Raw genomic sequence first — 26419 nt, 5'->3', positions numbered from 1 at the left:
CAAGGCCTCGGCCGACCAGCTCGCCAAGGCCGAGCGTGGCGTCAAGGACGCCATGGACCGGGTCGCGAAAGCCAGCGACGCGCAACGGGACGCGATCCAGGACCTCCTCGACCAGAAGCAGGCCGCGATCGACATGGCCCGCCAAATCTCCGAGGGCCTGCAGCAAGGCGGCAACATCGGCGACCTGTTCGGCCGGTCCGGAACCGCCAAGGGCACGCTGTTCGACCTGCAGCAGCAAGGCCGAGACGTGGCCCAGTTCGGGTCCCGGATCTCCCGGCTGCGCGCGGCCGGGCTGGACGAGGACCTGATCCAGCAGCTGATCGGCAAGGGCGCCACTGAGGGCGGCGAGGCAGCCCAGTCGATCCTCGACGCAGGCAAGGGCATGGTCGACGCGTTGAACAAGGCGCAGGCCGAGCTGGAAAAGCAGGCCAACGCGATCGGCGCGAACTCGGCTGACGTGCTGTACGGCAAGACGATCCCGAAGCTGCAGGCCCGCGCGAAGGGCGGCCCGACCGCGCCGTACACCGACTACCTGGTGGGCGAGGAAGGCCCGGAGGTGCTGCGCATGGGGCGCCGCCCAGGCTGGGTGATCCCGAACCAGTCCAAGCAGTACATCCGCGGCTGGGCCGGCTCGAACAGCGGCGGCGGTGGTGGCGTGACCCGCATCGTCGAGAACCACCAGACACTCGAGTTCCACGGCATGTCCATGAACGAAGCGGACCGGATCGCTCAGCGCGCCAACAGCAAGCTGCAGCTCATGGGGAAGACGTGGTGATCTGATGCCGTACCCCGACGAACGAGAGATCCACCTGCCAGGCGGCATCATCCTCAACGGCGGCCCCAACGCCGACGGTGTCGAGTTCACCCTCGCCACCCTCGACGGATGGGGCTCGCCCGGCGGGACAGGAGGCGGCCAGCAACGCTCCGGCGCCCACGGCCGCACCGCCCCCAAGCAGTGGCTGAAACCGCGGGTGATGACCGCGACCGGGCTGATTAAGGCCCCGACGCATCTACTCAGGCAGCAGGCCGAGCATCAACTCGAAGGTGTCCTCGGCCTCGACCTGTTCGACCTCACCGTGGTCGACGCCATCCCGTTGAAGGTCCAGGCCCAACGCGTCGGCGACATGTCCCGCAGCGACGACACCGACCTGCGCACCACGTGGCAGGCCGAACTCGAAGCCCCGGACCCGCGCCGGTACGGCGTGACCCCGAAGTCGCTGCTGTTGTCGTTGCCGCAGTCCATGGGCGGGAACACGTGGCCGGGCGAGACGTGGCCGGAGACGTTCCTGGGGTCGACTGTGTCCGGCGACGGCGGCGCCGACAACGACGGCAACATCACCGCGCCAGTCACGGTCCGGTTCACCGGCCCGTTGGTGGTCCCGCAGCTCCTGAACGTCACCACTGGCCAGTCGGTGTCGTATGTCGCGACGCTCGCGGCCGGGGAGTTCGTCGACATCTACATGACGACGCCGATGGTCGCGCTGCTCATGGGCACCGCCGACCGCACGGGCTACGTGTCGACCGCCGGCGGTGGACCGTGGGGACTCCAGGGCGCCGTCGGCGAGCAGACCGGCCAGAACCACATCGCGTTCCGTGCCGCCTCAGGCACAGGCACTGCCCTCTTGCAGTGGTCGGACACATTCCAATGAAGGGGACGGGCCGATGAAGGACGTCATCGCGATCACGTACGACGCAGGCACCGGCGGCCCGTCGCTCACCGCGCAAGAACGCCGCCAGATCGACAGTGCCCTGTTCCAGGGCGCGTCCGGCACCCGGGTGTTCTCCGGGATCCGTGGCGGCAACGTGTCCAACACGGGGTTCGCTGTCACGATCCAGCCACTCACCGCCGTGATCGAGGGCGCCACGTCCCCGACCACGCAGGGCGTCTACCGGGGTGCGTTCCCCGCCGGGTCCACCGAGCTCAGCAAAACCATCGCAGCCGCGCACGCCACCCTGCCACGCATCGACGCCCTTGACGTGAAGCTGTACGACCACGAGGCCGATGGGTCCGGGCTACGCGGCATCGACATTGTCCTGACCGCAGGCACCGCGAACGGGTCACCGTCCGCCCCGGCACTGACTGGCGCATCGATCCGGCTGGGCACATTCGCCGTACCGGCCGCGGGCGGCGGGAACCCCGTGTTCACCCCGAACCCGGCCCTGATCAAGTACGCCGCCGCCGGCGGCATCCTCACGGTCGCGCAACGGCCAGCGTTCGAAACGCAAGGCCTGCGGATCTACCGCACCGACGTCGACCGCACCGAGATCTGGACCGGGTCAGCGTGGCGCAATGAGCTCGCTGCTCCGTGGGTGGACTACAACCCGGTGATGTCGAGCCCCGGCGGGAACATGGCCATCAACAACGGTCAGCTGACCGGCCGGTGGCGCGACGAAGGCAACATGGCCGACTGGAAACTGAAACTGGTCCGCGGCTCCACCACCAACTTCGGCACCGGGGTCTACGCCTGGACGCTGCCGTTCAACGTCGCCGACTACGACACCGACGCCGGAACCGGGTACTACATCCTCGCCGCCGCGCCCGCCAACCGGATCCCCGTCCAGTGGTACACGGTTTCGTCGAACCAGGTCGGCGCTTCACGCACCACCGACGGTCTCCGGCTCGGTAACGGCACCATCGCCTGGGACACCGGCGCCATCATCGTCCTCAACGGCCGCTTCCAGAAGAACCAGCCCTGATGGTCACGCGCCCCCGCGCCGAGTACCGGTACTGGGCCTGCGATCTCACCACCGGCCGGAAACTGATCCAGGTCCCGGCCAAACCACAAGGTCCACTGCAGGAACGCCTGTCCATGGTGTCGTCGATGCAATTCACCGTCGACCTCGCCGAGTACGAGAACCTCGGTATTGACCCGCGCGCCATCGACTTCTTCGGCTGCACCCTGCCCTACCGGTCCATGCTGATCTGCGAACGCCAATACGACGGCGTCGACGGCAGCGACATCCCCTGGCACGGCATCATCACCTTCGTCGACGGCGGAAGCGACAGCGACGCCACCATCTCGGCCGCTACAGGCGGCGCCTACCTCGACGTCCGCCACGTGTCGACCCGCACCTACACCGGCCAGGTCGGCGAAACAGACGCCCAAATCCTCACCGACCTGGTCGGCACCGACGCCGGCGTGGAAGGCGTCAACTTCATCCTCGACGTCGAGGGCACGGCTCTGCGGGACCAGCGGTACCAGGAGTCGAACCGCACCACGGTGCTGCAGGCCGTGAACGGCCTAGCGAAACTCGAAGGCGGCCCCGAGTGGACCGTGCGCGCGTCGTGGCGCGACGAGAACCGGCAACACGTCGACCTCACCTTCTACGCCCGGCCCCGCATCGGCACCACCGCCATCAACACCGTGTTCGACTACCCCGGCGCTGTCCGCTCCTACCGCGACACCCTCGACTTCACCGCCGGTCACGGCGCGAACCACATCATCGGTGTCGGGTCCAGCGGCGTCGCGTCACCGCCCGCGAGGGACACCGCCGCCATCACCACCGGTGGCTACCCCCGGGTCGAGCACATCGCCCAGCAAGACGGCGCCGACAACGTCGTAGAGGTCACCGGCCTCGCCCGGGCCGAACTCGCGCGGATGCGCCGCGGCGAACGGATCCTGTCGCTGCAAATCGACGCCACCGCCGCACCGCAGGTGTACCGCGACTGGTGGCCAGGCGACGACGTCCGGTTCACCGTCTACGACGCCGACAGCGAAGGCCGCCCCGCCCCGTCATACCGGCACCCGAACGGCCACACCGAAACCATCCGCGTCATCGGCTTCGACCTCGACATCGCCAGCGACGTCCTGGTCCCGGTGCTGTGGTCCCCCTACGCGGAGGTGTCCTGAGATGGGTGTACCGACCAGCGACAACTCCCCCATGGGACGCATCAAAGCCTTGGAGCAGCAGGTCAAACGGCTGCTGCTGCAGTTCCCTGACCAGTTCGACCCCGACGACCAGGTCCACGACGCGCAGGGCAACCTGGTCATGGGCAGCGACATCGACGCCGGCGTCGGTTTGCTGCGGCCCCGCCTGGCCTGGTCCACATCCACACCGGCATCAGCGACCGTGGTCACGTCCACCACATGGGTTGAGGCCTACACGGTGACCGGTCGCCGGCAGAACAACCGTCTCGAGATCAGGCTGTCCGCGGCAGCGTCCGGTTCAGGTGTGACCGGGCAGGTCCGCGCCATCATCGCCGGGACCGCGACGGTGCTGCCGGACACCCTGACTGAAGTTCCGGACGGTGACACGGTCACTCCCTTCTGGGTGATCGACGTGCCTGGGGCGTACGACGAATGGGTCTCGATCGAGGTCCAGGCGCAACGCACGTCGGTGAGCGGCAGCATCACCGTGCGGCCCTACGGCGCCCAGGGGGACTAGCCCATGTCACTGCAAGACTTCGCGGCCAGGCTAGCCAGAACCGAGATCCCCTGGTGGCTGGCCCGCACGATGTCGGCCGTGTTGGCGCTCCACACCATCGTCTGCGGCCTCGACTACATCAACACCCCCACCGGTGCTATCTGGTTGCCGTCGCTGACGATCGTGGAAGAGATCGCGACACTGCGCGCGTGGGGCATCGTGTTCCTCGTCGCCGGCATCACGCTGGCCATCGGACTTATCGCCCGCCTGCACCTGATCGTTTGGGTCGGCCATCTCCTCGGCGCGGGGCTGTTCTTCGCCTTCACCATCGCAAGCGCTCAAGCAGTCTGGATGTATTTCCACAGCCCCGCCGTGGACACCCAAGGCTGGATCCTTCGTGCGGTCACCCAGTCGCTCCTGGGCCTGACGGGTCACCTGATCCTGCTCTACATCAGGAAGGGCCCTGTGCCCAGGAAGGCAGTCGAGCGGTGATCCCGTCCCTGATCGCGGCCATGGAGGTCACGACCACCACGCTCGCCGCACCCACCGGCGGACTCGCATTGGTCGCCACCCTCCTCGCGTACGCCGCCAAGCAGTACAAGGAAGGCCGGCAGATCGATGTCGACGGCTACAAAAAGCGAGCCGATGAAGCCGAAGCGCGTGAGACCGGTACCGAGGCTGAACTTCGCACCGACATTCAGGAACTGAGGGGTGAGGTCGAGGGGCTGCGCAAAGAGCTGCGCGAGGCGGCCAAGGCCCGCGATAACGAGTTCCGGGAAATGCAGGATGCCCACGCGTCCGAGGTCCGGCAGATGCGGCAACTGCATGCTTCCGAGATCAAGGCGCTCGAGCGGCTGCTCGACGAGGAACGTCGGCGTACGTACGTGCTCCGGATGGCGCTCGCCGACCACAACATCCCCCTGCCGGAGGGCGTTGATCCGACGTGAATGCAAAGACCCGCAGCGCTGTCCGCTACGGGCTGGGGGCGCTGGCTGTTTTTGTCCTTACCTTCGGGTACATGTTCGCTCAGCTGTTCAACCTGACTGGTCAGGTGAGCGAAACCGGTGACACTGCAGCACGTGCGCTGAATGTCGCGTCCTCTGCGCAGCTGCAGGCTCGGGAGAACGAGAAGGCGCTCGCCAGGGCCAACCGGGACCTCGTCGCCGCAGGTAAGCAGCCCGTCCCGGTGCCAACGGTCACGGTCCAACCGCCTGCGGCGGGTGACCGGTTGACCGTTGAAGACCTGGCCACGATCCGCCTGGTCGCGGCCGAGGAAGTAGCCCGGGCCAAGTCGCCGATCAGCCAGGCTGAGATCACGCAGATCGCGCGGGTGGCGGCAACGCTGGTGCCGAAACCGAAGGACGGCAAATCGGTCACCGCCGAGGACGTGGCGCCGCTGATCACTGTCGCGGTCGCGACGTACTGCGCCAACGACCGGTGCACCGGCAAACGCGGCGACGACGGCACTGACGGCACGAAAGGCGCCGACGGTGTGGACGGAATAGACGGGGCACCCGGCAAAGACGCCCCGAAAGTCACCGACGAACAGCTGCGCCCTCTCATTGCCGCGTCACTGGCCAGCTACTGCGCCCAGGAAAGCAAGCCTTGCCGTGGCCAGGACGGCCGAGACGGCACCGACGGCAAGGACGGCAAAGACGCCCCGCCTCCCGTCAGCATCGCCGACACCGACTGTGTCGGCGACGACGCCGCATCGTACTGGCGGATCCACTACACCAACGGCACCGAAGGCACCGCACGCGGCCCCTGCCGCATCGGCCCGGAATCCCCGGCGCCCACGAACGCCCGCAGAACCAAATAGCCCCCTGAGGGAGCCTACTCATGGCCAAGTCCCGCATCTACCCACCCGCCGACCGCACAAAGCAGTGGTGGGAGACGAAGTTTGACCGGGTCACCATGCCCGGAATAGACAAGCTCCTGCTGCACACGACCGAGTCTGGCAAGTCCTGGCCGTCGTACACCAACGACGGCGTCTCCGGCAGCAACGCGCCGACGCTGACGTACAACCCGTGGGTCGCGGCCAAGGACCGGTGGCGGCAACACAACTTCCTGAACCGCTCCGCGCGGGCACTGCGCGACTCGGCCAACACGACCGTCCGAGAGAACCGCGACAGCGTCGTGCAGGTCGAGATCGTCGCCTACTGCGACCCCAAGTCGTACAAAGTGCACGGCTACTCCGTGCACGACATGCCCGCCGACGCCTGGGAAGACCTCGGCGAACTTCTCGCCTTCCTGCACAAGGAGTGGGGCGTCCCCATCGTCGCGGCCGGCGAGTGGCTGACCTACCCCGCTTCCGGCCGGGCCGACTCCCCCATCCGGATGTCCGGCCCCGAGTACGACCGGTTCCGCGGGATGCTCGGCCACCAGCACGCCTCGGGCAACACCCACGGCGACCCCGGCATCACCAACGCTGAGGTCGACCGCATGATCACCGTCGCCAAACGGCTCACCGCGAAACCCACCACCACCCCACCACCCGTAGGAGACGACGACATGGAACTCACCGACACCCTCGGCATGAACGACTACCAGGGACGGCCGCTCACTGTCGCGCAGGCGCTGCGCGAGGCCCACGCCGTGTTCGAGATGCTCCGCGAAGGCGGTGCCCTGAACGCTCAACTCGACCGCATCGAGGCCGACACCGACGACGGCACCGCGGGAAAAGCCTGACCGTCGCTGACCTGCAGGCGATGTTCGGGGCCCGCGTCCGGCGCCCCGAACTCGTAGCCGTGGGACTCCCCGGCCTGCTGGCGGCGATGGAGCAAGGCCAGATCAACACCCCGCGCAGGGTCGCGGCGTTCCTCGCAACCCTCTCGCACGAGTCGTACCACGAGTACAACATCCGCGAAATCGGCGACACCCGCACCTACGGCGGGCGGGGTTACATCCAGTTGACCGGCGTCTACAACTACACCGAAGCAGGTGAAGACCTCGGCGTAGACCTGATCGCTGATCCAGATGCGGCCATGTCGCTGCAGTGGTCCGCAAGAATCGCCGTCTGGTACTGGACCGTGGCCCGGCCCCGCTGCAACGAGTACGCCGACACGCTCCAGTTCGGGAAGATCTGCGCCGCGATCGGCTACCCCCTCGGCAACGGCTCCGAAGACACACGCCGTACCGACTCGTTCAAGAGCGCCCTGCGCTACCTGACCGGCGCCGTGCCGGACGGCATCACCATCAACCGCAAGTAGCCGGCCACCTGGCCGAGAACGGAGGGCGGCCCCGATGGCTGCTACCCAGACGAAGTACCCGTGGCGCGCAATGGCCCGGACGGTCTTCCAGGCCGCGGTCGGTCTCGCCGTGCTCGCGCCAGTGATCTACTCGGCCGCCGCCCAAAGCGACCCCGCGCAAGCCGGCGGCTGGGTCGGCGTCGCGCTGGTCATCTCGGCCGCCATCACGCGCGTGATGGCGATCCCTGGCGTGAACGAGTTCCTGCAGACGTACCTGCCGTTCCTCGCCGCCGAGCCGAAGTCTGCCGTCGAGACACCTGACGGCGCGCACGACGTGACGAGCGGGGACCTGTGATGGTCGCCGTCTACCTCGTGTTCCTGATCCTTGGCGCGGCCTGCTTCGCTGGCGCGTTCTTCGGCCTCGGCGGCCGGTTGAACCTGCTGGCGGCTGGGCTCTTGTGCTGGATTCTCGTACCGATCGTGCAGACCATGAACGCCATGGGCTAGCGCCTACCAGGCTCCAACACGAATAGCGCCCCACCTCTTCGGAGGTGGGGCGCTATTCGTGCGTTCGGCGACTTGCGTGTCAGTCCCGGTCGTCGTAGATCGGATGGCCACGTTGGGGGCCCTGTTCCTCGACTGCCCTATCGCTGTAGCTCACACTGGCTACCTCGTGCTGGCACGGCACCAGCACCACGAAACTGTCGACCGCGATCAGCCGCTCGACCCGGGCTAGGCATTCGGGGCATCGCACGTCGTACGGGTTGCGGATGATCAGGTCCTGCACTGAGGGGCTCCCTGCAATCAGTCGGCGTACGCGAAGGACCCGGCGAGGTCAGAGGTTTTGTGACGATGAGACCTTGCACAATGGCCTCACCCCTCGACCCCGCCGGGCCTCGAATGACTCCCACCCCGGCGCATAACCGAGGCCGCTACATCGAGAGCCACCCGCTTTCGGGGCGGCCAGGGCGCCGAGACCGGGGGGAACCGTCCTCGGGGACGGCACTGATGCCTCGGCGCCCTGACCTGATGGTGGTGGAGGCAGGTTCCCTGCTGTGAGGCGAAGGACACCTGGTAGGGGCCAGAAACCTGCGCTCCACCGGTGGATCGGCCAGGGCACCGGGTCAGGGGACACACGCCCGTCTCATCCTCAGGTGGGAGATGAGACGGAAGCGCAGTAACACCGGCGCCCTGACCTGTCTACGGGGTGAGCGTCTGCCAGAGACGCTCGGCCGGCGGCGCCGGCAGGTCACGCGGCAACACCACGGGCAGCGGGTCGTTGGTGACTCGGCACCCGGCGAACCTGCGGCTCATCGCTGCGGCGTACCGCTCCGCGAGCGGGGCGAGTGCGGTGTAGTCGGCGATGGTGTGTTCGCCGAACCAGACCCGTATGCGACGGCGCTCGGTACTGGCCTGGTCCGGCTGCTCGATTTCGTCCATTACTTCTTCCCCACCTCGGGCTCGATGAGCTCACCGTCGAGGCGATGGGTGCGACGCAGCCAGCCTGCGAACAGGCGACGTTGCGGGGGCGGGCAGCGGCGGACGGCTGCCTGGATTTCGGCCTCCGTCAGTGCTGGAGGCGCGGTGCCCTCGTGAACTAGCGTGTGCATCTAAGTCCCCACTCGATGACGCTCAGTTGCGGTTCCGTCTGTTGTGGATACCGCCTTGGTTTGATCCTCCCGCTGTGCTTCACTCGTGAGTGACAAGGAAGTGACAAAAATTGTGGGGAGTTCCCTGATGAATCAGCCAAGCGTCGCCGCACGCGTCAAAACCCTCCGGAAACTGCGAGGCCTGACGCAAGAACAGCTGGCGGCCGCCTCGAGTTTCTCGGTCTCCCTCGTACGACAGGTGGAGCGGGGAACCGTGCCGGCCTCGGCCCAGTTCGTGGCCGCCGCAGCTAAAGCCCTCGGCGTCACACCGCCCTACCTGTGGGGCACCGAGCAGCGCGAGATCGAGGACCAGCCCAGCGTCGAAGACGCAGGCATCGCGGCCCTACGACGCGCAATCGACGCATTCGACGACCCACGGCCTGAGGGCGACCCACTGCCGCTGCCCTTCATCAACGACCGCTTGACCATCGTGGCCGGCGACGTGTTCCGCCTGAAGTACGGCGAGGCGGCCACCGAGCTGTCGAGCCTGCTGCACCACCTGTACGTGCACACCGGCGATCCGGACCCCGACCGGGTCCTCGCGTACGCCTACCTCCACGACGCCTACCGACTGGCCGCGTCGGTGGCCGGCCGTTTCCGGCAGGCGGACCTCGCCGCGATCGCGAGCGAACGCCACGTTCAGCTTGCTCCGCTGACCGGCGACCCTGCCCGGATCGCGGTGTCGGCATTCCACCGGTCGTCCCGCCACTTGCAGTCGGGCGACTACGCGGCCGGTCTGCGCCTCCTGGACCGTGCCCGCACCGACCTGGGCGACGACCCGGCCAGCAAGGGCGTGCGTGCCCAGATCGACCTGCGCTCCGGGGTGCTGTCCGCGCGAGGCGGCGACCGTTCGCAGGCTGACGAGTACATCCAGGACGCGCGGGCCATGATCGAAGAGGGCGCGGAGACGGTTCCGTTCCACGGCATTGACGCCTCAGCGACCAACGTGGCCGCGCACTACTGCGCGGCGCCGGTGGAATCGGGCGACCCCGACGGCTCGGTGCAACGTGGCGCCGAGATCAACCTTGTTGATCCGAACCGGCCAGAGCGGGTGGGCCACCACCACATGACCCTCGCGCTGGCGAACGCGCAGAACAACAACCGGCAGCAGGCCGTCTCCGAGCTCAACGCGGCGCGCCACGCTGACCCGGTGAACAGCCGCCGCCACCCGGTGATGCGCGAGACCATCCTCGCCATCGCGGAGAACGCCCGCGCGGTGCCGGGCGACCTGCCGGAACTAGCCCGCTGGGCTGGTGTCGAGGGCATCTAGCCAGGTGCGCTGACGGAACAGCGACGGAACAGGCCTCCTTTCTCAGGCGTGAGAGAGGGGGCCTGTCATGTATCCGGCTTAAAGGCCGGCCCGCTCACCCACCCACCGCGGCCCGCGACGAACCCCGGCCGCCTCGAGGCTCCCGCCCGCTAAGCCGTCAGGTCCAGTTCGTAGAAGAGATCAACAACCGGCGTGCCCAGGGTGTCGTTGGGGTGTTTGGCCGTCAGGGTGAAGCCGCGGTCGGTGTAGATCTTCTGGGCGACTACCTGCTGGTCGGTGGTCCAGAGTTTCATTCGGCGGTAGCCGGCGGAACGGGCGAATTCGAGGCACGCGTCGACCAGGCGGGCGCCTAGGCCGTGACCGCGGCCGGCCGGGTGGACCAGCAGGACACGGAGTTTGGCCGTTTCGTCGTCGTCGCCTCGCACGCAGAGCACGCAGCCCACCCGCTGGCCGTCGAGTTCGGCGATCCAGCCGGCCTCGCGTTCCGGGTCGTGGCGCGCGAACGAGGCCATCACCTCCAGGACCACCGCCTCGAAACGGCCGTCGAAGCCGAACTCGCGGGCGTAGAGCTCGCCGTGCGCCTGAACCACCCAGCCGAGGTCTCCAGGGCGGCCGATCCGCCGGATCTGCATCTCTTCCTCCGAACGTCTTACTGACACACTCGTTTCAGTGAGGTAAGAATAGCCTTGTGACGACGACCGGAACACCCCCGTCCGCCCGGGAGACCGAACTGCTCGAGCGGGCCTATGCCTACTCGCTCGAACACGGCCTCGCGGATCTGTCCCTGCGCCCGCTCGCCGCGGCGATCGGGTCGAGTCCGCGCGTGCTGTTGTTCTTGTTCGGCAGCAAGGACGGCCTGATCCGCGCTCTGCTCAACCGGGCCCGCGCCGACGAACTCGCGCTGCTCGACCGCATCACCGGTCAGCAGCTCGCGCCCGGCCTGGAGGTGGTCGCGCGCGAACTGTGGAAGTGGCTCTCGGCGCCGGAGCGCCGGGCCTTGATGCAGCTGTGGGTCGAGGCGTACGGGCGATCGCTGGTGGACCCGGACGGGCCGTGGGCGGACTACGCGCGTACGTCGGTAGAGGTCTGGCTCGAACTCCTCGCCAAGGCACAACCCGCAGCGGAGCGTCGTACGGCCCGGGGGCGCGCACGACGTACCGCAGTGCTGGCGATGTTGCGCGGCGGGCTGCTCGACCTGCTCGCGACCGGCGACCTCAAACGAACCACCGCCGCTGTAGAAGCCCTACTGGACCAGTGAGAAGGCGACTAGGCGCTTGGCGATGTCGGCCTCGGTGAGCCTTACCCGCACCGGCTGGCCGAGCGGCAGCGGGTTGTCCCCGGTGACCCTGCCCTCGACCGCCACATCGGACAGTACGACGATGCCGCGGCGCGAATCTCGCTCGTCCACGTCCGTGATGACACCGTCGAACTCCTGGCCGACCTGGTCCGCGACCAGGCCCGCCTCGACCATGCCGACGATGGCGCGTTCGTAGGCGTTGGCCTTGCGGTCGCACTCCTCCATGATCTTGGGCAGGTCGTTCATCGACTCGCGCACCCACGCGGGCACTTCCTCACCGGCGCACAGCGCGAGGCAGATCTCCCCCGTCCAGCGATCCACCAGCCGGCGCAGCGGTGCCGTGACGTGGGCGTACGGCGCCTTCATCGCGGCGTGCTCGGGCTGTTCCGGCACGGTATCCGCGAACGCGGTATAGCCCGCGCCCCGGAACAACACCGTGCAGGCGGCCAGCATCGCCGCGTGCGCCGGGATCTTCGCGTCGAGCGTGTGAATGAACTCCGCGTACGACATGCCGTCCGGCCACGGGATGCTGAGGGCCTTCGCCGTGTTCTCCAGGCGATGCCGTACGCCGTCCTGGGAATCCGGCAGCGTACGGAGAATGCCGATCTTGCCGTTCATCATCAAGTGCGCGGCGGCCATGCCGGTGAGCAGGGAGATCTGCGCGTTCCAGCCCTCGACCGGAAGTTGCGCGCGGAATTCGAGGGTCCATTCGCCGTTGCTCGTGACAACTTCCTGGTCCGGGATGGGCAGGTTGACGCCGCCACGCTCGCGTTCGCGCTGTTCCCGCAGCAGGCCGACCTCGCGCAGCAGTTGCAGCGATTCCGGCGCCGTACCGGCGTCCAGGTCCTTCTGCACCCCGGCGTAGTTCAGCTTGGCGCGCGACCGGACCAGTGCGCGCCGTACGTCGACCTCGGTGCCTTCGCCACTTGAATCCACCTGCAGCGTCCACAACAACGCCGGCACGACCTTGTCCGGCAACAGCGAGGCAGCGCCTTCGGACAGCTCCGGCGGGTGCAACGGCGTCCGCTTGTCCGGCGCGTAGAGGGTCTCCCCGCGCTTGCGGGCCTCCACGTCGATCGGATCGCCCGGCTGGACCCACGCGGCTACGTCGGCGATCGCGTAGTGCACGGTGAAACCGTCCCCGGCACGCTCGATGTGCAACGCCTGATCCAGGTCCATCGAGTCCGGCGGATCGATCGTGACGAACTCGATGTCGGTCCGATCCAGCTCAGGCAACCGTGGGTTCGCCGCGGCCCGTACGGCGGCCTCGACCACCTCCGCCGGGAACTCGGCCGGTACCTCGAGCTCCCGCCTGATCGCCTGCAAGGACGCGCGGAACACCTCGGGAACTTCCTCGGCGAAATGCACCTTCTGCAACGGCACGCGCGTCCTCCGTCCATCCAGCGACCCGGCCTCGTTGCCGGGCTGCTGTGGTCAGACTAGCGAGGGGATGGTGTTGAAGCTTTTAAGGGAGGCGAGGCCGTCGGCGTACCAGTGGATCTCGGTGATGGTCGCGGGGCGCAGCTCCATCCGGAACAGGGACGACATCGGGGCCTGCAGCACCGCCCGCACCATCAGCTTGATCGGGGTCACGTGGGTCACCACGATCACGGTCTTGCCCGGATACGTCGACAGGATGCCGTCGCGCGCGGCGCGGATCCGGCGTCCGCACATCTCGAACGACTCCCCGTTCGGCGGCGATACCGCGGTCGAGGCGAGCCACGAGTTCATCTGCTCCGGCCACTTCTGCTGCACCTCGGCAAAGGTGTAACCGTCCCAGTCACCGAACGAGCACTCGCGCCATTCGTCCGCCACGGCCACCTCGAGATCGAGCGCGGCCCCGAGCGCAGCCGCCGTCTCACGGGTCCGGCGCATCGGCGAACTGACGATCGCGTCGATCTTGGCCACCCGGGACAGGTACGCCGCGGCGGCTCGGGCCTGCGCCTGACCGTTCGGGCTCAGACCCGGGTCATCCCCGCCCGAACCCGAGAACCGCTTGTCGACCGTGTGCGGCGTCTCGCCGTGGCGCAGGAAGATGACCTGCGTCGGCGGTTCGGTCTGGCTGCCCCATCCCTGCAGGGCCTTCTGCAGATCCGACGGCTCCTCGTCGACCGCTTTCGCGGGTGCCACCTCGCTAGGGCGCAGCGGCACGGTCTTACCGTCGAGGGCCATGTTCGCGAGGGCGTCGGCGGCGGAGTTCTGCGCGCGCGGCACCCAGGTCCACTCGGTGCCGAGCGGCGCCAGCGACTGGGCCTTCGCGGCCAGCGGCTTCATGTCCGGGTGCTTGACCTTCCAGCGCCCGGCCATCTGCTCGACCACCAGCTTGGAGTCCATCCGGACCTCGATCGAGGCGTCCGGCGCGTACTCCCGGGCCAGTTCGAGCCCGGCGATCAACCCGCTGTACTCCGCGACGTTGTTGGTCGCGATACCGATCGTCACCCCGGCCTGGGCGATCACCTCGCCGGTGGCCGGGTCACGCACCAGCGCGCCGTACGCCGCGGGGCCGGGGTTGCCCCGGGAACCACCGTCGGCCTCGACGATGACGTGGTCGGGCACTCCACTCACTGCGCGGTCTCTCCGGTCCGTACGAGGATCCGCCCGCACTCCTCACAACGCACCACCGAGTCGGCCGGTGCGGCCTTGATCCGGTTCAGGTCGGACGGCGTGAGCTCCATCCGGCAGCCCATACAGCGCTTGCCGACGAGCGGCGCCGCGCCGATACCGCCGTTGCGCTCGCGCAGCTTCTCGTACGTCGTGACGAGCTCGACGGGCAGTTCCGCCGACACCTTGGCCCGCTCATCGCCAAGCGAGGCACGCTGCTCGTCAAGTTCCTTGAAGGCGTCGTCCCGGGCGGTCTCCAGCTCGGCCTGACGCCCGGCGAACGCCTGCGCACGGATCCGCAGCTCGTTCTGCACGGCCTCGGCCGCCTCCAGCCGCTCCATCACCTCGAGCTCGGCGTCCTCCAGGTCGGAGATCCGGCGGTCGAGCGAAACGATCTCGTGCTGCAGGCTCTCCAGGTCGCGCGGCGAACCGACCTGACCGGAGTCCATCCGCTGCTGGTTGCGGCTCCGGCGCAGCTTGACCTGCTCGACATCGGAGTCGGCCTTCTTCTGCTCGCGCTGCAGGTCGCTGACCTCGGTCTCGGCCGCGACGAGCTCGGAGTCGACCACGCTCTTCTCCTTGCCGAGCTCGGCCAGGGTGGCCAGCTCGGGCAGGACCTTGCGCTTGTGGGCGACCTGATCCAGCTGCAGGTCGAGATCCTGCAGGTCCAGTAACCGGCGTTGGACAGCGGGCTCGGCGTTCAGGGTCGGCTCCTAGTGGTCTGCATTGTGCGTTCAGTTGTTACTCCGCGTCAGAGCCTCAGGTCCCAGGCGTCCGTGCAGAGGGTGGAGATGTGAGTGTCTACGCTACTGCCCCCCGCCGCCAGCGCCGAGGTCAGGAGGCGTTCGGCGTCCACGAGCCACGGCCATTCGCTCGCCCAGTGCGCCACATCCACCAGCGCCGGCCCTTCGTCGTACGCCCGCGCCTCGGTCGCCGGGTGGTGCCGCAGATCGGCCGTCACGTACGCGTCGACCCCGGCCGCGCGGACCCGGGCGAACTCCGAATCCCCCGCGCCGCCGACCACCGCGACCGACTCGATCAACCGCTCTGGATCACCCGAGACCCGTACGCCGTGCTCGGTCCGGGGCAACCGCGTGGCGACCCGCGCTGCGAATTCCCGCAGCGGCAGCGGCTCGTCCAGTACGCCGACGCGCCCGCCGCCGCGTTGCCCGGGCAGTTCCGCGAGTTCCAGTACGTCGAACGCGGGCTCCTCGTACGAATGGGCGGCCCGCAGCGCCTCGACCACCTGGCGCCGGCGATACCGCGGCAGCACCATCTCGATCCGAGTCTCCGCGACCCGCTCGATCCGGCCCACCTCACCCACGGTCGGGTTAGCTCCGTCGAGCGGCCGGAAGGTACCTTCGCCCGTCGCGGTCCACGCAGCCCGGTCGTAGTCCCCGATCGTCCCAGCCCCGGCAGCGGTCAACGCGTCGATCATCGCGTCGGCCTCCGCCACCGGAACCTGAACGCCGATCTTGTCCATCGGATCAACCGGCATCGCATTGAGCGGTCTCGTCTCGGTGAGTCCGAGGGCGTTCGCGAGGGCGTCACTCACACCGGGATTCGCGTTGTCGGCGTTGGTATGACACACGTGCAGGGCCGTCCCGGACCGAATCAGGTCATGCACAACCCGCCCCTTCGGCGTGGTCGCCGCGACACTACTCACGCCCTTCAGATATAGCGGGTGATGCGTCACCAGCAGGTCAAACTCCCCCGCAATAGCCTCATCCACCACCACCCGCATCGGATCCACCGCAAACAGCACCCGCTTCACCGGCTGCCCGGGATCCCCCGTCACCAACCCCACCGCATCCCAGCTCTCAGCCCACGACGGGTCGTAGAGGCGGTCCAGCACGGCCAGCACATCAGCAAGAGTCGGCGTCACCCGTCCCATCCTGCCAACCCCTCACCTCGAACCACCGCAAGGCCCTACCGGTCAGCTGAAATGCTTCGCCACGATGTCGGTTACGAGCGGCCGGGGTCCCAAGTGCTTACGCACGGCCTTGACCGCTATCGCGCAGTTGATGTTTGGATCCGCCTTTAGTCGCCGCTGGACCTCTCGAGTTCCAGTAGGCGCTTGTACTGGCTTGTACGGTTCGCAACTCCCAGGACCAACTAGTCCGCGCAGGCGCCTGCAGCGGGAACATCCGGTTCACCGGGCTTGTAGATCAGCGGATGCTGCGCAGGAACTCGGGTAGGCGCTGGGCCGGCTAGCAGCTTCATGAGCGCCAGCACGATCTTGGCGCCCTCAACGCACGTCGTCGCACGCAATGTCACCTGACGCATGCTCACTCGCCGTTAGGTGCGACGGGGCATGCGTCTCCACTCGCGAGTCGGGGCGAGTCGGGGCGAGCCGTCGCGAGTCGGGGCGAGTCGGGGCGCGGTTCGTTGCGAGTGGTCGCGTGTGCGTTGCGTCCGCTCGCGGAGGCAGGGGTTTCCCGGTGGTCACTCGTCCCCCTGATGAGTCGCGAATTGTCAGGCGGCTATCAAGGGGGCGGGTGAGGTATGGCCGGTCGACTCAGGTGGTTCCGTACCGCTCCGCGCCGGGACCGCGTCAGCACGCCGGCCTCGCGTCAGCACGCCGGGCTGGCGCGACATTCTGGGTTCGCGCGGCGTGGCCCCGGGTTCGCGCGGGGTTGTCGCGGTCACTGAACGAGGTGGAACCCGTGGCGGGGTCGAGGTCGACGGTGGTAAAGGTGGCTCCGGCAGTCGAGGAGGCCCCGAGGGTCGGCTACCGAGTTTTGGTGCGGCTACCCGGCTGCAACCGGGTAGCCGCACACGAACTCGGTAGTGGGCACACCACAACCCGGTAGCCGCCCTACAACCCGGTAGCCGGCCCGGACACACGCCCTACAGAGGCCGCCCTAGGGACCGCTCGACGGATCCAGCTAAGCCAAAGGCGAACCGGGCCGAACCAGCGACCTCCGGCGGACAGACGGGGCCGAAACGGGCGCGAAAAACGAGGCGCCCACGGGATCGGGCGGCAAGTGTGGATGTCCTCGCCGACCTCAGCTCATCACTGTCAGCGGGTGGTGCGGAAGGGGCCGGTGACCTCGTAGGTGATACCGCCGCTGCTCGAGCCGGTGGTGCCGCGCTGCGACGAGAAGTACATGCGGTTACCGGCGGGGTTGAAGGCGACGCCGCACAGTTCCGAGCCGGACTGGCCGGTCACCCGGAGGAAGGGCGCCACCACGTCGTTCGGGGTGATGACACAGATCTCCATGTTGCCGCCGTCCTCGGCGACGTACAGGTCACCGACGGCGGTACCGGTGATGTTGTCGACACCGGTCAGCGGCGGGTTGCTGGTCAGGTTGTCGTCGTACGCGATCGCGATGGTGTTGTTCACCGCGTTGTAGGCCCAGACGCGGTTGTCGCCCTTGGTGGTGAAGAAGCAGGTGCCGTTGCGGTAGTAGCAACCTTCGCCGCCGTTGAAGATCTTCATGCCGGACACCTGCCGGCGGGTGGCGGTCGGGCTGCCGTCGGGGTCGGGAACCGTGACCCAGGACAGCGCTCCGCCGGACTCGCGGAGTACCTGCAGGGTGCCGGCGGACAGGTCGCCCCAGGTGGTCGGGACGAACCGGTAGAACCCGCCGTCGGACACGTCCTCGGTGAGGTACACGACCCGCCGGTCGGGATCGACCGCGGCGGCCTCGTGGGAGAAACGGCCCATCGCCGGACGGCGTACCGCGGCCTTGGTGCCGAGCGGGTCGGTCTCCCAGATGTAGCCCGTGCTGGTTTCCTCACCGGACAGCCAGGTGCCCCACGGGGTCGCGCCACCGGAGCAGTTGCGGGTGGTGCCGGACAGGATGCGGTACGCGCCGGTGATCGCTCCGCTGCTGTCGAACCGCAGAGCGCTCGCACCGCCGCTCCCGCTGCCCATCTCCGAGTTGGACACGTAGATCCAGCCGGTTCCGTTGGCAAAGCAGTCACCGCCGTCGGGCGCGCTGTGCCAGGTGTAGCTCGTACCGCTCACCACCCGGGTCGACCTGGCCAGCACCCGGCTGGTGAAACCCTGCGGCAGCATGATCCCGTTCGCGTCGGCGGCTCCCAGACCGCCGTACGGGCTGGGGCCGGTCTGGGCCGGAAACGCCAGCGCCTGCGGCGCCACGCTGAACCCGAAGGCGACCGAGGCCGACGAACCGATCACTGCCGCACGAAGAAACTCCGACGATCCACGACTGACTCCTCACAGTGACAAGAGCGGAGCCGACAGTGAACCGCGCCGACATGAACACCACCCGAAGCCCACTTGCCACCCACCCATACGGCGCCCATCCGCCGGGCAGCGCCCACGCCCGCGACGCCGTCCGCCGTGGCCGGGCATCGCCGCCCAACCGGACGAGGACAAGGGTTTCTCGAAGACACCACCGGTGGTGGGCTATCGCGCTCCGCACGCCTCCGCGACCGGAACGCCGGTCGTGTCCATCGGATCAACCGGCATCGCCCTGAGCCTCGTCCAGGTCAAACCGAGGGCGTCGCTGACACCGGGATTCGCGTGGTCGGCATAGGTATGACAAACGTGCAACGCCGTCCCAGACCGAATCAGGTCATGCACAACCCGCCCTTTCGGGGTGGTCGCCGCGACACTACTCACGCCCTTCAGATATAGCGGGTGATGCGTCACCAGCAGGTCAAACTCCCCCGCAATAGCCTCATCCACCACCCGCATCGGCTCCACCGCTAACAAGATCCGCGTCACAGGCTGGGCCAGGTCCCCGCCAGCAGCCCAACCGCATCCCAGCTCTCAGCACGACGGGTCGTAGAGGCGGTCCAGCACGGCCAGCACATCAGCAAGGGTCGGAATCACCCACCCCATCCTGCCAACCCCCACCCCAAACCCCACAGCCCCTCCCATCGACGGACTGCAACCACCGGCCACTCGCTGAGATGTGGCTCCGCGTTCACCTGGAGGCCTCGGGCGCCCGGCCAAGGGCCTTCAGAATCGAGTCGACGCACTCCCACAATCTTGATTTCCCATGACGTAGCGCCGGGTGACCGGACGGCACCTTTCACCGTCCGGCCACCCCTCTTAGGGACCTACTCCTCTTCAGCGCCCCGAGACACATCCCTTGCAGACCGGTTTCGCTTCCGCGTTTTGCGACTGCCAACTTGGACTGCATCGCCAAGCCGTTTGACATCAGCAAAGCTGACTTCGTCGCTCCGCTGATAGATGAATTCACCTACAGCGAAGAGTGCAAACCCGAGAGCGAACGGCCACGTTTGATCAATCAGCAGCCCGAAGAGCGCGACCGGACCTGCTGCAGCGCTGATCCACGCCGAATGCTTCCGGTGGGCCAAGGATTTCCAGCTGGCCCGAGCCAGCAGGAAGACACCTAGCCCAACGAGGAGGATGTCCATGATTCAACTCTCTTCAGGGGCCTAGTCGGTCCAGAGATGATTCCGCGAGGTCCACGCTCTATAAACACCATAGCTCTGGCGGGCAACCCGGAACACAGTCACTCTGCGCTGGTTTCTGTAAGCGTCCCTGAAACTGCTGAAGTCCATATTCCGCCGCCAACGGTACTTGACCCTCTTGCGATTGAATCGACGCGCACCGTACTTTCCGAACGAACGCACTGCCTTGAATCTGCCTGCGACAACGTCCAGAGCGCTGTTCTTGTAGAACCTTCGATCGCGAAGACCGTACTTCCTGTAATTACTGTGAATACTAATTCCGGCCGCCACTGCACCGATCACCGCACACGCGCCCGCGGTAGCGAAGACGCAGGCGCCGAAGGCAATGGTGCCGGCAATGCCCACCTTGTTCTTCCATGCCCACTTCCCGGCGTTCTTCGCGGCGTTCGTCACGCCATCCTTGATCTTTTTGAAGAAACGACCATCGACATCTTCGTTGTTGATGGGATCACTCGGGTAGGTATAGGCGTTGGCGTTGCCGCCGGCGACTGGGTCGATGCTGGTGAAGAGGCCGGTAACGCGGTTATAGAGGCGGACACCCATGAGGATGAGGCCTGCGCCTGAGACGGCCCGTTGTTTGGCGCCGAGCCAGCCGTAGTCGACGGTTCCTGTCTTGGCAGTGTTGTCTGCCGGGTTGCCATACTCGTCATAGCCATTCCAGCCTGCAATGGAGGTGGCGGAGCCTCCTCCAGCTGGCAGATCGACCGTGGTGACGACGTCGCCGCGGAAGTTGGCCAATGTCAGATCAGCAGCTCCCGCTTGATCCACGGTGAGGGAGAGGTCGTCGGCGATCAACTCCACATAACGCGTGGACTCGGTGCCGTTGGTTACCCAAGTCGGGTTGTCGCCGGTGTCGGTGTAGTGGCGGACCTTTTGGGTTGTGGTGGTGCCTGCGGTGATGGTTTCGACCGAGCGACGGTCGGCGGCGTCGAGGGTGAAGGTGGTGGTGGTTCCGCCCTGGGCGATCGATCGGGCCAGGTCGTTGTGGTAGTAGCCGAGGGTGATGTTGCCCCCGGCCGGGTTGGGCGCGTCGGACGCCGGCAGGGTGGTCGTACGACCCAGGCTGTCGTAGACGTACGTGCCGGAGCCCCCCGCACCCGTGACCGGGCGGTCGGCGCTGTCGTAGGCGCGAGTGACCGTGGTTCCGCCCGCATCCGTACAAGCCCCGTCCGGACCGCTCGTGGCGGTGGACTTAGTGAGACGGTTGTCGTTGCGGTCGAAGCCATAGGTGCGGGTCACGCACGGAGTGGCTGTCGGGTCGGTGATGTCAACGCCGGTCGCGGACGCGGTGCGGTCCTTGACCGAAGTGAGTCGTCCCGCGTTGTCGTAGGTGTAGCCGCGGTCGTACGGAACGGCATCGCCCGGGTCTGTTGCGGTACCACCCGTGAAGGCTGCACCGTCCGGCGTCCACTCGCGCGCTACCCGGCCGGTGACGTCGTTCTCGATGGACCAGGACAACCAAGGGCCGTTGGGCTCGATGGTTGTGCTGCCGTCTTCCGCAACTGTTGTGACCTGGCCGGTGTAGCGAAGGCCCGTCGGCTCTCCGGCGTTGTCGGACTCGTTGATCTGCGTGATACCACCGGGCAGCTTTTGCACAGTCATCGAGCCATCGGCGTCGTATGCGCCGGTGGACGACCAGGTCTTACCGCCGGTCGTGACCTCTACCTTGGTGGCCATACCCCGGCGTTCGGCGAGACCGTTGGCGTCGTTCCCGTCGTAGGTATAACGGGTGGTGCCGTTCGGATCGGTGACCGTGGCGGCTCGCCCGGCGGCGTCGTACACCGTGGTGGTGGCCACCTCGCCGTGGGGCTTGTAGCTGATCGGCCGGCCCCAGGCGTCGTACCCGGTGGTGATGGTGGTGGAGGTGCCATCAGCCGCGGTCGCGGTGATCGCCGTGGCAGCGCCCGTGACCGCGTCGTACGTGGTCTTCTTCGCTGTGTTCGGCGTCGAACTGCTCAGACCGGCGACGGTGGTCCTGGTCGTGTCGACGCGACCGTCAGGCTTGTACTCCGTGATGTTGGTGCGGGTAACCGGGCCGGACGTCTCGACCACGGTGGTCGGGGCGAGCAGGTAGGTGAACCCGGTGGTGGTTGTCGACGGCAACGAAGGTGTACCGGACGTCGGTGCGGCGGCCGGGTAGGTCTTGCAGCTTAGGCCTGCCCAGTGGGGCTTTGTGCCGCATTCTGGGAAGGTGCTGTTGGCGGCGGTCGTGTAGTAGACCGTTTTGGTGGTGCCGGCGTCGTTGCCGTTCGAGGCAGGCTGCCGGGACTCTATGACGCGGCCTTCGGCGTCGTAACGCGTGAGCTTGACGATGTCGCCGGCGCTGTTCGTGCCGTCGAGATCCACGTCGGTGATGGCCTTGCCGACCTGGCCTAGAGCCCAGCCGTCGGCGTCACCCGTGACCGGTGCGGCGTAGTCGGTCAACGACTGGCCGGTCACCTCCAGGTCCGTGCCCGTACCCGGATCGTTCACATAAGACGTGTCCGTCGTCGGGAGGCGGTACGGCAACGAGGTCGCAGGGTTGATGCCGTTGTTCGGCGCGTTCTGGTCGAACTTGGTGTGCGTGTGCGGGCGGACCCACGCGACGGACCCGTCCTTCAACGTGGCGTAGCGCGCCGGGCCGTAGGTGTCGGTCACGAGCGTGCCCGCCGGAGTGAGAACCGTATCCCCCGCAGCGTTCTTGATGTCCGGGTTGTACACGGTCAGCGTGGCGAGTTGGTCGACCGACGCACCCGCCGGGATCTGACCGTCGATGACCGCGCGAATGGCCGTTTCATCGAGCTGCCGGACGACGTTGCCCAGCTCGTTGTAGTCGCTGGAGGTGTACTGCCAACCACCAGCGCCGAACTTCGCGGTGTTGACCGTATAACCGGCCGCGTCGGTGTACTGCAGATCGGCGTACTGCCAGTCATCCGTACCCGGCGCACCCGTCAACGGGTGGTCCGGACCGAAGACCGCGAAGCCACGAGTCGGTGCGGCCTTCTGGTTCCAACGAGCCACCGAGGTGTCCGTCAGGTCAGGCAGACCAGCACCCGACAGCGGGATTTCGTAGACGTACTTGCCGAGCGTCGCGACGCCACCCGCCGGGTCACCGGCCGGACGGGCCCGGGTCACCGAGTCCAGCTTCTCGCGCTGGTCCACGGTCACGTAGTTGAACTCGAACGGCACCTGCCCCGGCTGCTTCATCGTCTTGACGGCATTCGACGCGGTGTAGGTGTATTCCGTCGACAGCCCCGAGCGCGGGTCCGTCACCTTGGTCAGCAAGGCGTTGACGTCGTAGGTGTAGGCGGCGACCTTGGTGGAGGTCATTCCGGCGCCACCCGTCTTGGCCGGATCGTAAATGTCGAGCCAGGCCTCACTCAGCCGGTACCGGCTCGCGCCGATCAGGATGTAGTTGAAGCGCAGCGCACGGCAGCCCGGGTTCATCCCCGTCAGCGGAGCCGCGGCGTTGTAGGCGCCACAGGTCACACCCGGCGCCGCCGGAGCGAGAATCCGGACAACCCGGCCATTCCCGTCGTACGAGAACGTCGTCTTGCCAGCGATTCCGGGCTCCGAGATGCCGGTGGCCCGGAACGAGGCGGCTGCCGTCGCGACCGGTGCCGCGCTGGGCGACCAGGTCGTGGTCGTGCCGTCGTCCTCGATGTAGGAGATCACGGTGTTGATGCCGGTGCCGGACACCTTCAGCCGCGAGCCGTCCTGCTCGGTCTCCTCGTCGACCGGAATCCAGTCACCAAGTTCGAACGCGGCGGTCGTACGACGTGCTGCCGTCGGCGATTCGTAGGTCAGCGCGGTGCCGTCACCGTCGAGCAGCGTGATCGTGCCGTCGATCTTGGTCGAGTCGATCACCTGCAATCCGGCGGCACCGGCATCGGCACCATCGAACTGCGCGATCCAGCCCTGACCGAAAGCTCCGTTGATCTGGTTGGTCGGCGTTTCGTAGGTCATGTGCGAACGCGAGATCGACAGATCACCGGTGTAGCCCGGTACGGAGATGTCGGTCCCGGACACGTTGAATTCGCCGGTCCACAGCGCCACCTGACCCGGGCCCGCGTCCGCGGTGGGGAAGCCGTCGCCGAAGGCGTGGGGCAGGCGCTGCACGGTGGTATCGGGCGACTGCGACCAGGTGCACTGCTCGGTCGAGCCGTACTTGAAGCAGACCTGGATGTCGAGCTTGACCGGCACCCGGTCGTTCAGCACCGTCGGCTCGATGACCGTAGTGCTCGGGTCGGAGTCGAGGAACGCGTCGGATTTGGCGTTGTCGGTGTTCCACAAGGTGTTGACCGCGACGCCACCGGCGCCGTTGTCCGTCACCGGGAGAACCGCGGCATCCTCGTTCCAGCCGACCAGGTCGTCGTTACCGCCGTATCCGGACACGCGCCACTTCACCCGTGCGGTCACCGTCGAGGCGGTTCCCCGCGGCGGGCCCGAGGCCGCGACGCGGATGTTGTCCGCGGTAGTGATGCGCGGCGTCGAGGTCGGCGAGGTCAGCGACGCGTCGCCCCAGCCGAACTTGTGCGTCTTGTTCGGCGACAGCTTCCCGGCCGGAGTCTGAGCCTGTACGACGATCGTGTGCAGGCCCGCCTTGCCCTTCGGGAAGGTCACGTTCCACTTGGCCACGGCCGGGTCGCTCGACGGAGTGATCCGGATCTGGCCCGGGGCGCCACCGGGCACGTTGGTCGCGGGCTGCTTGCCGTCGACGATCAGGCGAAGGTAGCCCGGAGCGTTGTACCCGGTGCCGGTCGCGGTGATCGTGCAGACGACGTCCGCGGTCGGCGCGGTGTCGTGCCATTTGTCGTACTGATCGTACGGCGGCGGGCAGCTCACCACCGGCTCCGCCGGAGTGAGGGCGCCGGTGCGCAGCCGCTGGTTGTAGTTGACCCACGGACCATCGACGCGGCCGTCGTTGGCCTTGGCACGGATGTACAGCAGCGTGTTGTCGGGCAGGTCCGTGGCCGGGCGGCAGCCTGCCGTCGTACCGGAGGCGTAGACCGAGGAGGTGCAGGTGCCCTTCAGGCTGAAGGTCGGGCCCGAACCGGTGTAGAACTCGAAGATGTACTTGAGCGTGTTGCCGTCGGGATCGGTGGCCTTGGTACGGACCCACGGCCGCAGGCTCGGCGAGTACAGCCACGAGGTGGTCTCACCCTCGGCGGCGTAGGCGACGGCCTCGCTGGGCTGAACCGTGTCGGGTGCGTTCGGCTTGCGGTTCCAGGTGAACGACACGAACGGGTCGGTGCCGGATTCGCTGGAGCCGAAGCGCTTCCAGTGGTTCACGTCCGACTCGTTGCCCGCCTTGAGGGCCAGGCCCTCCGTCGCGTCGCTTGAGGTGGCCCACTGCTTGGCCAGAGCGGTCATCGGAATGCTGATCCGGCCGGACGCGCAGGCGCTGGAGAATCCCTTCGCGACCGTTGCCGTACCCAGCACCGTGGTGCCGGTGACCGGCTGGTTGGTCCAGGTGGTCGACGTCGACGCCGGGTCCGCGGAGTGCACGTTGATCGCGGTCGGCGTACACGTCATCGCGCCGTACTGGAAGAGCGACAGATGAGCGCTGACGATGTCCTTGCCGGCGAACGGCGCGGTCGCGAAGTTCAGGAACGACCGCTCGATGTGCGTGCCGTTCTTGCCCGCGCGCAGGTCCACCCACGACGACAGGTCGCTGGTGACGCTCGTCTGCACGAACGTATCGAAGGTCGGGAGCGCGGTGACGGCCACGTACGTCGGGTCGACGGTCACCGGGAAGACCCGCGCCGGATCCAGCAGCCATTGCTTGTCGGGGGCAACGACCAGGGTCGCCTTACCCGGGGACACCTGCTCGACCGTCACCTTGACGATCGCCTTGTTCAGCGGGTCACCAGTGGCCTTGTTGACCGCCGAGTCCCACATGTACGCGACCGGAATGCGCGAGCGCACGACGTTCTTCGCGTCGACGAACTCGATCACGCCGTTCTTGCCCTGCCGTGCCGTCAGCCCCTTGGTCCGCAACGGGAAACGCCAGACCGGCGCCGTGGTGGGACGGGTCTTGACGATGACGTCGGTCTCGAAACCGCTGCGGCGCGCGTCCACCGTCAGGTCGATACCGGGCTCGACCTCGGCGTAGGTCGCCTTGGTTCCAGCGAGGCTCGGCTCGGGCAGCTTCCAGGGAGCCAGCCACTCGACCTGCCGGCCGGAACCCGCCACTGCCGAGGCGAAGACCCCGCCTGCCGCGGCGTTCCGCTGGCCCAGGCGCAGGTCCAGGCTGTGGCTCTTCGGTGCGATCAGGCCGTCCTGCTCCTTGGCCAGATTCAGGTCAACCGACTGCCAGTCACCTGACGCGTCCTTGAACCGCACGGGCGACATGTGCGTCTCGGTGGTCATCGTGCCGTCGGGGTTCGCCCAGGTCGTGGACGTCTCGGACCGCAGCGACTCCACCTCGACCTTGGCGCCCTGCGACCGCGCCGTCAGCGCCGCTGAAATGACGTCAGGCTTGGAGACTGCCTTCGGCGCGACAGGCGCCGCCTCCGCCGCGGGAACGGCGACGGCGGACGGCCCTTGCAGGGTTCCTGCCAGCAGGGCCATCGAGACGACCGCTGCCACAAACTTGGGAACTTTTCGTATCTGTGCGGGCTGTGGACGATCCAGCGCGAACATCGGGACCTGC

The 26419-nt window shown here is 67.4% G+C and carries 26 protein-coding genes; 14 read left to right on the top strand and 12 right to left on the bottom strand.

Features of this window, described 5'->3' with window-relative positions; all coding sequences use genetic code 11:
* The 12 genes from ACFFGN_RS02765 to ACFFGN_RS02710 all read left to right on the top strand — a co-directional run.
* On the top strand, positions 1 to 775 hold a 775-nt coding region (locus ACFFGN_RS02765), incomplete at its 5' end, for a hypothetical protein (protein WP_380043643.1).
* 4 nt (positions 776 to 779) lie between these two features.
* Positions 780 to 1649 carry a phage tail family protein gene (locus ACFFGN_RS02760; protein ID WP_380043642.1) on the top strand — a complete coding sequence of 290 codons (870 nt, stop codon included), beginning with the start codon at positions 780 to 782 and terminating at the stop codon, positions 1647 to 1649.
* 13 nt (positions 1650 to 1662) lie between these two features.
* Entirely contained in the window at positions 1663 to 2697 is a 1035-nt protein-coding gene (locus ACFFGN_RS02755; RefSeq protein ID WP_380043641.1) for a hypothetical protein, read from the top strand.
* Positions 2697 to 3851 (top strand): hypothetical protein, encoded by a 1155-nt coding sequence (locus ACFFGN_RS02750; protein ID WP_380043640.1) that lies wholly within the window; start codon positions 2697 to 2699, stop codon positions 3849 to 3851. Before ACFFGN_RS02755 ends, ACFFGN_RS02750 begins: the two co-directional genes overlap by 1 nt.
* Before the next feature lies 1 nt (position 3852).
* Complete coding sequence (locus ACFFGN_RS02745; protein WP_380043639.1) at positions 3853 to 4386, top strand: hypothetical protein; 534 nt, start codon at positions 3853 to 3855, stop codon at positions 4384 to 4386.
* Positions 4387 to 4389: 3 nt separating this feature from the next.
* Positions 4390 to 4857 carry a hypothetical protein gene (locus ACFFGN_RS02740; RefSeq protein WP_380043638.1) on the top strand — a complete coding sequence of 156 codons (468 nt, stop codon included), beginning with the start codon at positions 4390 to 4392 and terminating at the stop codon, positions 4855 to 4857.
* Positions 4854 to 5312 carry a hypothetical protein gene (locus ACFFGN_RS02735; RefSeq protein WP_380043637.1) on the top strand — a complete coding sequence of 153 codons (459 nt, stop codon included), beginning with the start codon at positions 4854 to 4856 and terminating at the stop codon, positions 5310 to 5312. Before ACFFGN_RS02740 ends, ACFFGN_RS02735 begins: the two co-directional genes overlap by 4 nt.
* 71 nt (positions 5313 to 5383) lie before the next feature.
* Complete coding sequence (locus ACFFGN_RS02730; protein ID WP_380043636.1) at positions 5384 to 6184, top strand: hypothetical protein; 801 nt, start codon at positions 5384 to 5386, stop codon at positions 6182 to 6184.
* A 20-nt stretch (positions 6185 to 6204) separates the two neighbouring features.
* Complete coding sequence (locus ACFFGN_RS02725) at positions 6205 to 7053, top strand: hypothetical protein (RefSeq protein ID WP_380043635.1); 849 nt, start codon at positions 6205 to 6207, stop codon at positions 7051 to 7053.
* A gap of 20 nt (positions 7054 to 7073) precedes the next feature.
* The gene (locus ACFFGN_RS02720; RefSeq protein ID WP_380043634.1) at positions 7074 to 7574 is read left to right on the top strand and encodes a glycoside hydrolase family 19 protein; all 501 of its coding nucleotides are present in this window, start codon (positions 7074 to 7076) and stop codon (positions 7572 to 7574) included.
* A 34-nt stretch (positions 7575 to 7608) separates the two neighbouring features.
* A complete protein-coding gene (locus ACFFGN_RS02715) occupies positions 7609 to 7908 on the top strand; it encodes a hypothetical protein (protein WP_380043633.1) in 300 nt (99 codons plus the stop codon).
* Positions 7908 to 8060 (top strand): hypothetical protein, encoded by a 153-nt coding sequence (locus ACFFGN_RS02710; protein ID WP_380043632.1) that lies wholly within the window; start codon positions 7908 to 7910, stop codon positions 8058 to 8060. Before ACFFGN_RS02715 ends, ACFFGN_RS02710 begins: the two co-directional genes overlap by 1 nt.
* Positions 8061 to 8139: 79 nt before the next feature.
* On the opposite strand, the gene ACFFGN_RS02705 is transcribed toward ACFFGN_RS02710, so the two are convergent.
* Both ACFFGN_RS02705 and ACFFGN_RS02700 read right to left on the bottom strand, forming a co-directional pair.
* A complete protein-coding gene (locus tag ACFFGN_RS02705) occupies positions 8140 to 8340 on the bottom strand; it encodes a hypothetical protein (protein WP_380043631.1) in 201 nt (66 codons plus the stop codon).
* Positions 8341 to 8753: 413 nt separating this feature from the next.
* Entirely contained in the window at positions 8754 to 8993 is a 240-nt protein-coding gene (locus ACFFGN_RS02700) for a hypothetical protein (protein WP_380043630.1), read from the bottom strand.
* Between the two features lie 255 nt (positions 8994 to 9248).
* On the opposite strand from ACFFGN_RS02700, the gene ACFFGN_RS02695 reads away from it, so the two are divergent.
* Complete coding sequence (locus ACFFGN_RS02695) at positions 9249 to 10472, top strand: helix-turn-helix domain-containing protein (RefSeq protein ID WP_380043629.1); 1224 nt, start codon at positions 9249 to 9251, stop codon at positions 10470 to 10472.
* 149 nt (positions 10473 to 10621) lie between these two features.
* Here the strand turns inward: ACFFGN_RS02695 and ACFFGN_RS02690 are convergent, their stop codons facing one another.
* Positions 10622 to 11104, bottom strand: a complete 483-nt coding sequence (locus ACFFGN_RS02690) for a GNAT family N-acetyltransferase (RefSeq protein WP_380043628.1) — start codon at positions 11102 to 11104, stop codon at positions 10622 to 10624.
* A gap of 56 nt (positions 11105 to 11160) precedes the next feature.
* Here ACFFGN_RS02690 and ACFFGN_RS02685 point away from each other — a divergent pair, with 56 nt between their 5' ends.
* The gene (locus tag ACFFGN_RS02685; RefSeq protein WP_380043627.1) at positions 11161 to 11730 is read left to right on the top strand and encodes a TetR/AcrR family transcriptional regulator; all 570 of its coding nucleotides are present in this window, start codon (positions 11161 to 11163) and stop codon (positions 11728 to 11730) included.
* Here the strand turns inward: ACFFGN_RS02685 and ACFFGN_RS02680 are convergent.
* The 9 genes from ACFFGN_RS02680 to ACFFGN_RS02640 form a co-directional block, all read right to left on the bottom strand.
* Complete coding sequence (locus tag ACFFGN_RS02680) at positions 11716 to 13152, bottom strand: RNB domain-containing ribonuclease (RefSeq protein ID WP_380043626.1); 1437 nt, start codon at positions 13150 to 13152, stop codon at positions 11716 to 11718. The genes ACFFGN_RS02685 and ACFFGN_RS02680 overlap by 15 nt on opposite strands.
* 51 nt (positions 13153 to 13203) lie before the next feature.
* A complete protein-coding gene (locus ACFFGN_RS02675; RefSeq protein WP_380043625.1) occupies positions 13204 to 14334 on the bottom strand; it encodes a bifunctional RNase H/acid phosphatase in 1131 nt (376 codons plus the stop codon).
* Positions 14331 to 15035 (bottom strand): zinc ribbon domain-containing protein, encoded by a 705-nt coding sequence (locus ACFFGN_RS02670; protein ID WP_446685161.1) that lies wholly within the window; start codon positions 15033 to 15035, stop codon positions 14331 to 14333. Before ACFFGN_RS02670 ends, ACFFGN_RS02675 begins: the two co-directional genes overlap by 4 nt.
* A gap of 86 nt (positions 15036 to 15121) precedes the next feature.
* A complete protein-coding gene (locus ACFFGN_RS02665; protein WP_446685159.1) occupies positions 15122 to 16264 on the bottom strand; it encodes a Nif3-like dinuclear metal center hexameric protein in 1143 nt (380 codons plus the stop codon).
* A gap of 221 nt (positions 16265 to 16485) precedes the next feature.
* Entirely contained in the window at positions 16486 to 16647 is a 162-nt protein-coding gene (locus tag ACFFGN_RS02660) for a hypothetical protein (RefSeq protein WP_380043622.1), read from the bottom strand.
* 745 nt (positions 16648 to 17392) lie between these two features.
* Complete coding sequence (locus tag ACFFGN_RS02655) at positions 17393 to 18517, bottom strand: alkaline phosphatase PhoX (RefSeq protein ID WP_380043621.1); 1125 nt, start codon at positions 18515 to 18517, stop codon at positions 17393 to 17395.
* A 231-nt stretch (positions 18518 to 18748) separates the two neighbouring features.
* Complete coding sequence (locus tag ACFFGN_RS02650) at positions 18749 to 19111, bottom strand: Nif3-like dinuclear metal center hexameric protein (protein ID WP_380043655.1); 363 nt, start codon at positions 19109 to 19111, stop codon at positions 18749 to 18751.
* Positions 19112 to 19407: 296 nt separating this feature from the next.
* Positions 19408 to 19728 carry a hypothetical protein gene (locus ACFFGN_RS02645; RefSeq protein WP_380043620.1) on the bottom strand — a complete coding sequence of 107 codons (321 nt, stop codon included), beginning with the start codon at positions 19726 to 19728 and terminating at the stop codon, positions 19408 to 19410.
* 21 nt (positions 19729 to 19749) lie between these two features.
* Entirely contained in the window at positions 19750 to 26355 is a 6606-nt protein-coding gene (locus ACFFGN_RS02640) for an RHS repeat-associated core domain-containing protein (RefSeq protein ID WP_380043619.1), read from the bottom strand.
* Positions 26356 to 26419 lie beyond the last annotated feature (64 nt).

The organism is Kribbella deserti (assembly GCF_042434725.1).
Taxonomy (GTDB): domain Bacteria; phylum Actinomycetota; class Actinomycetes; order Propionibacteriales; family Kribbellaceae; genus Kribbella; species Kribbella deserti.
The sequence above is the reverse complement of the archived record's forward strand: the minus strand, read 5'-3'. Positions and strand labels throughout refer to the sequence as shown.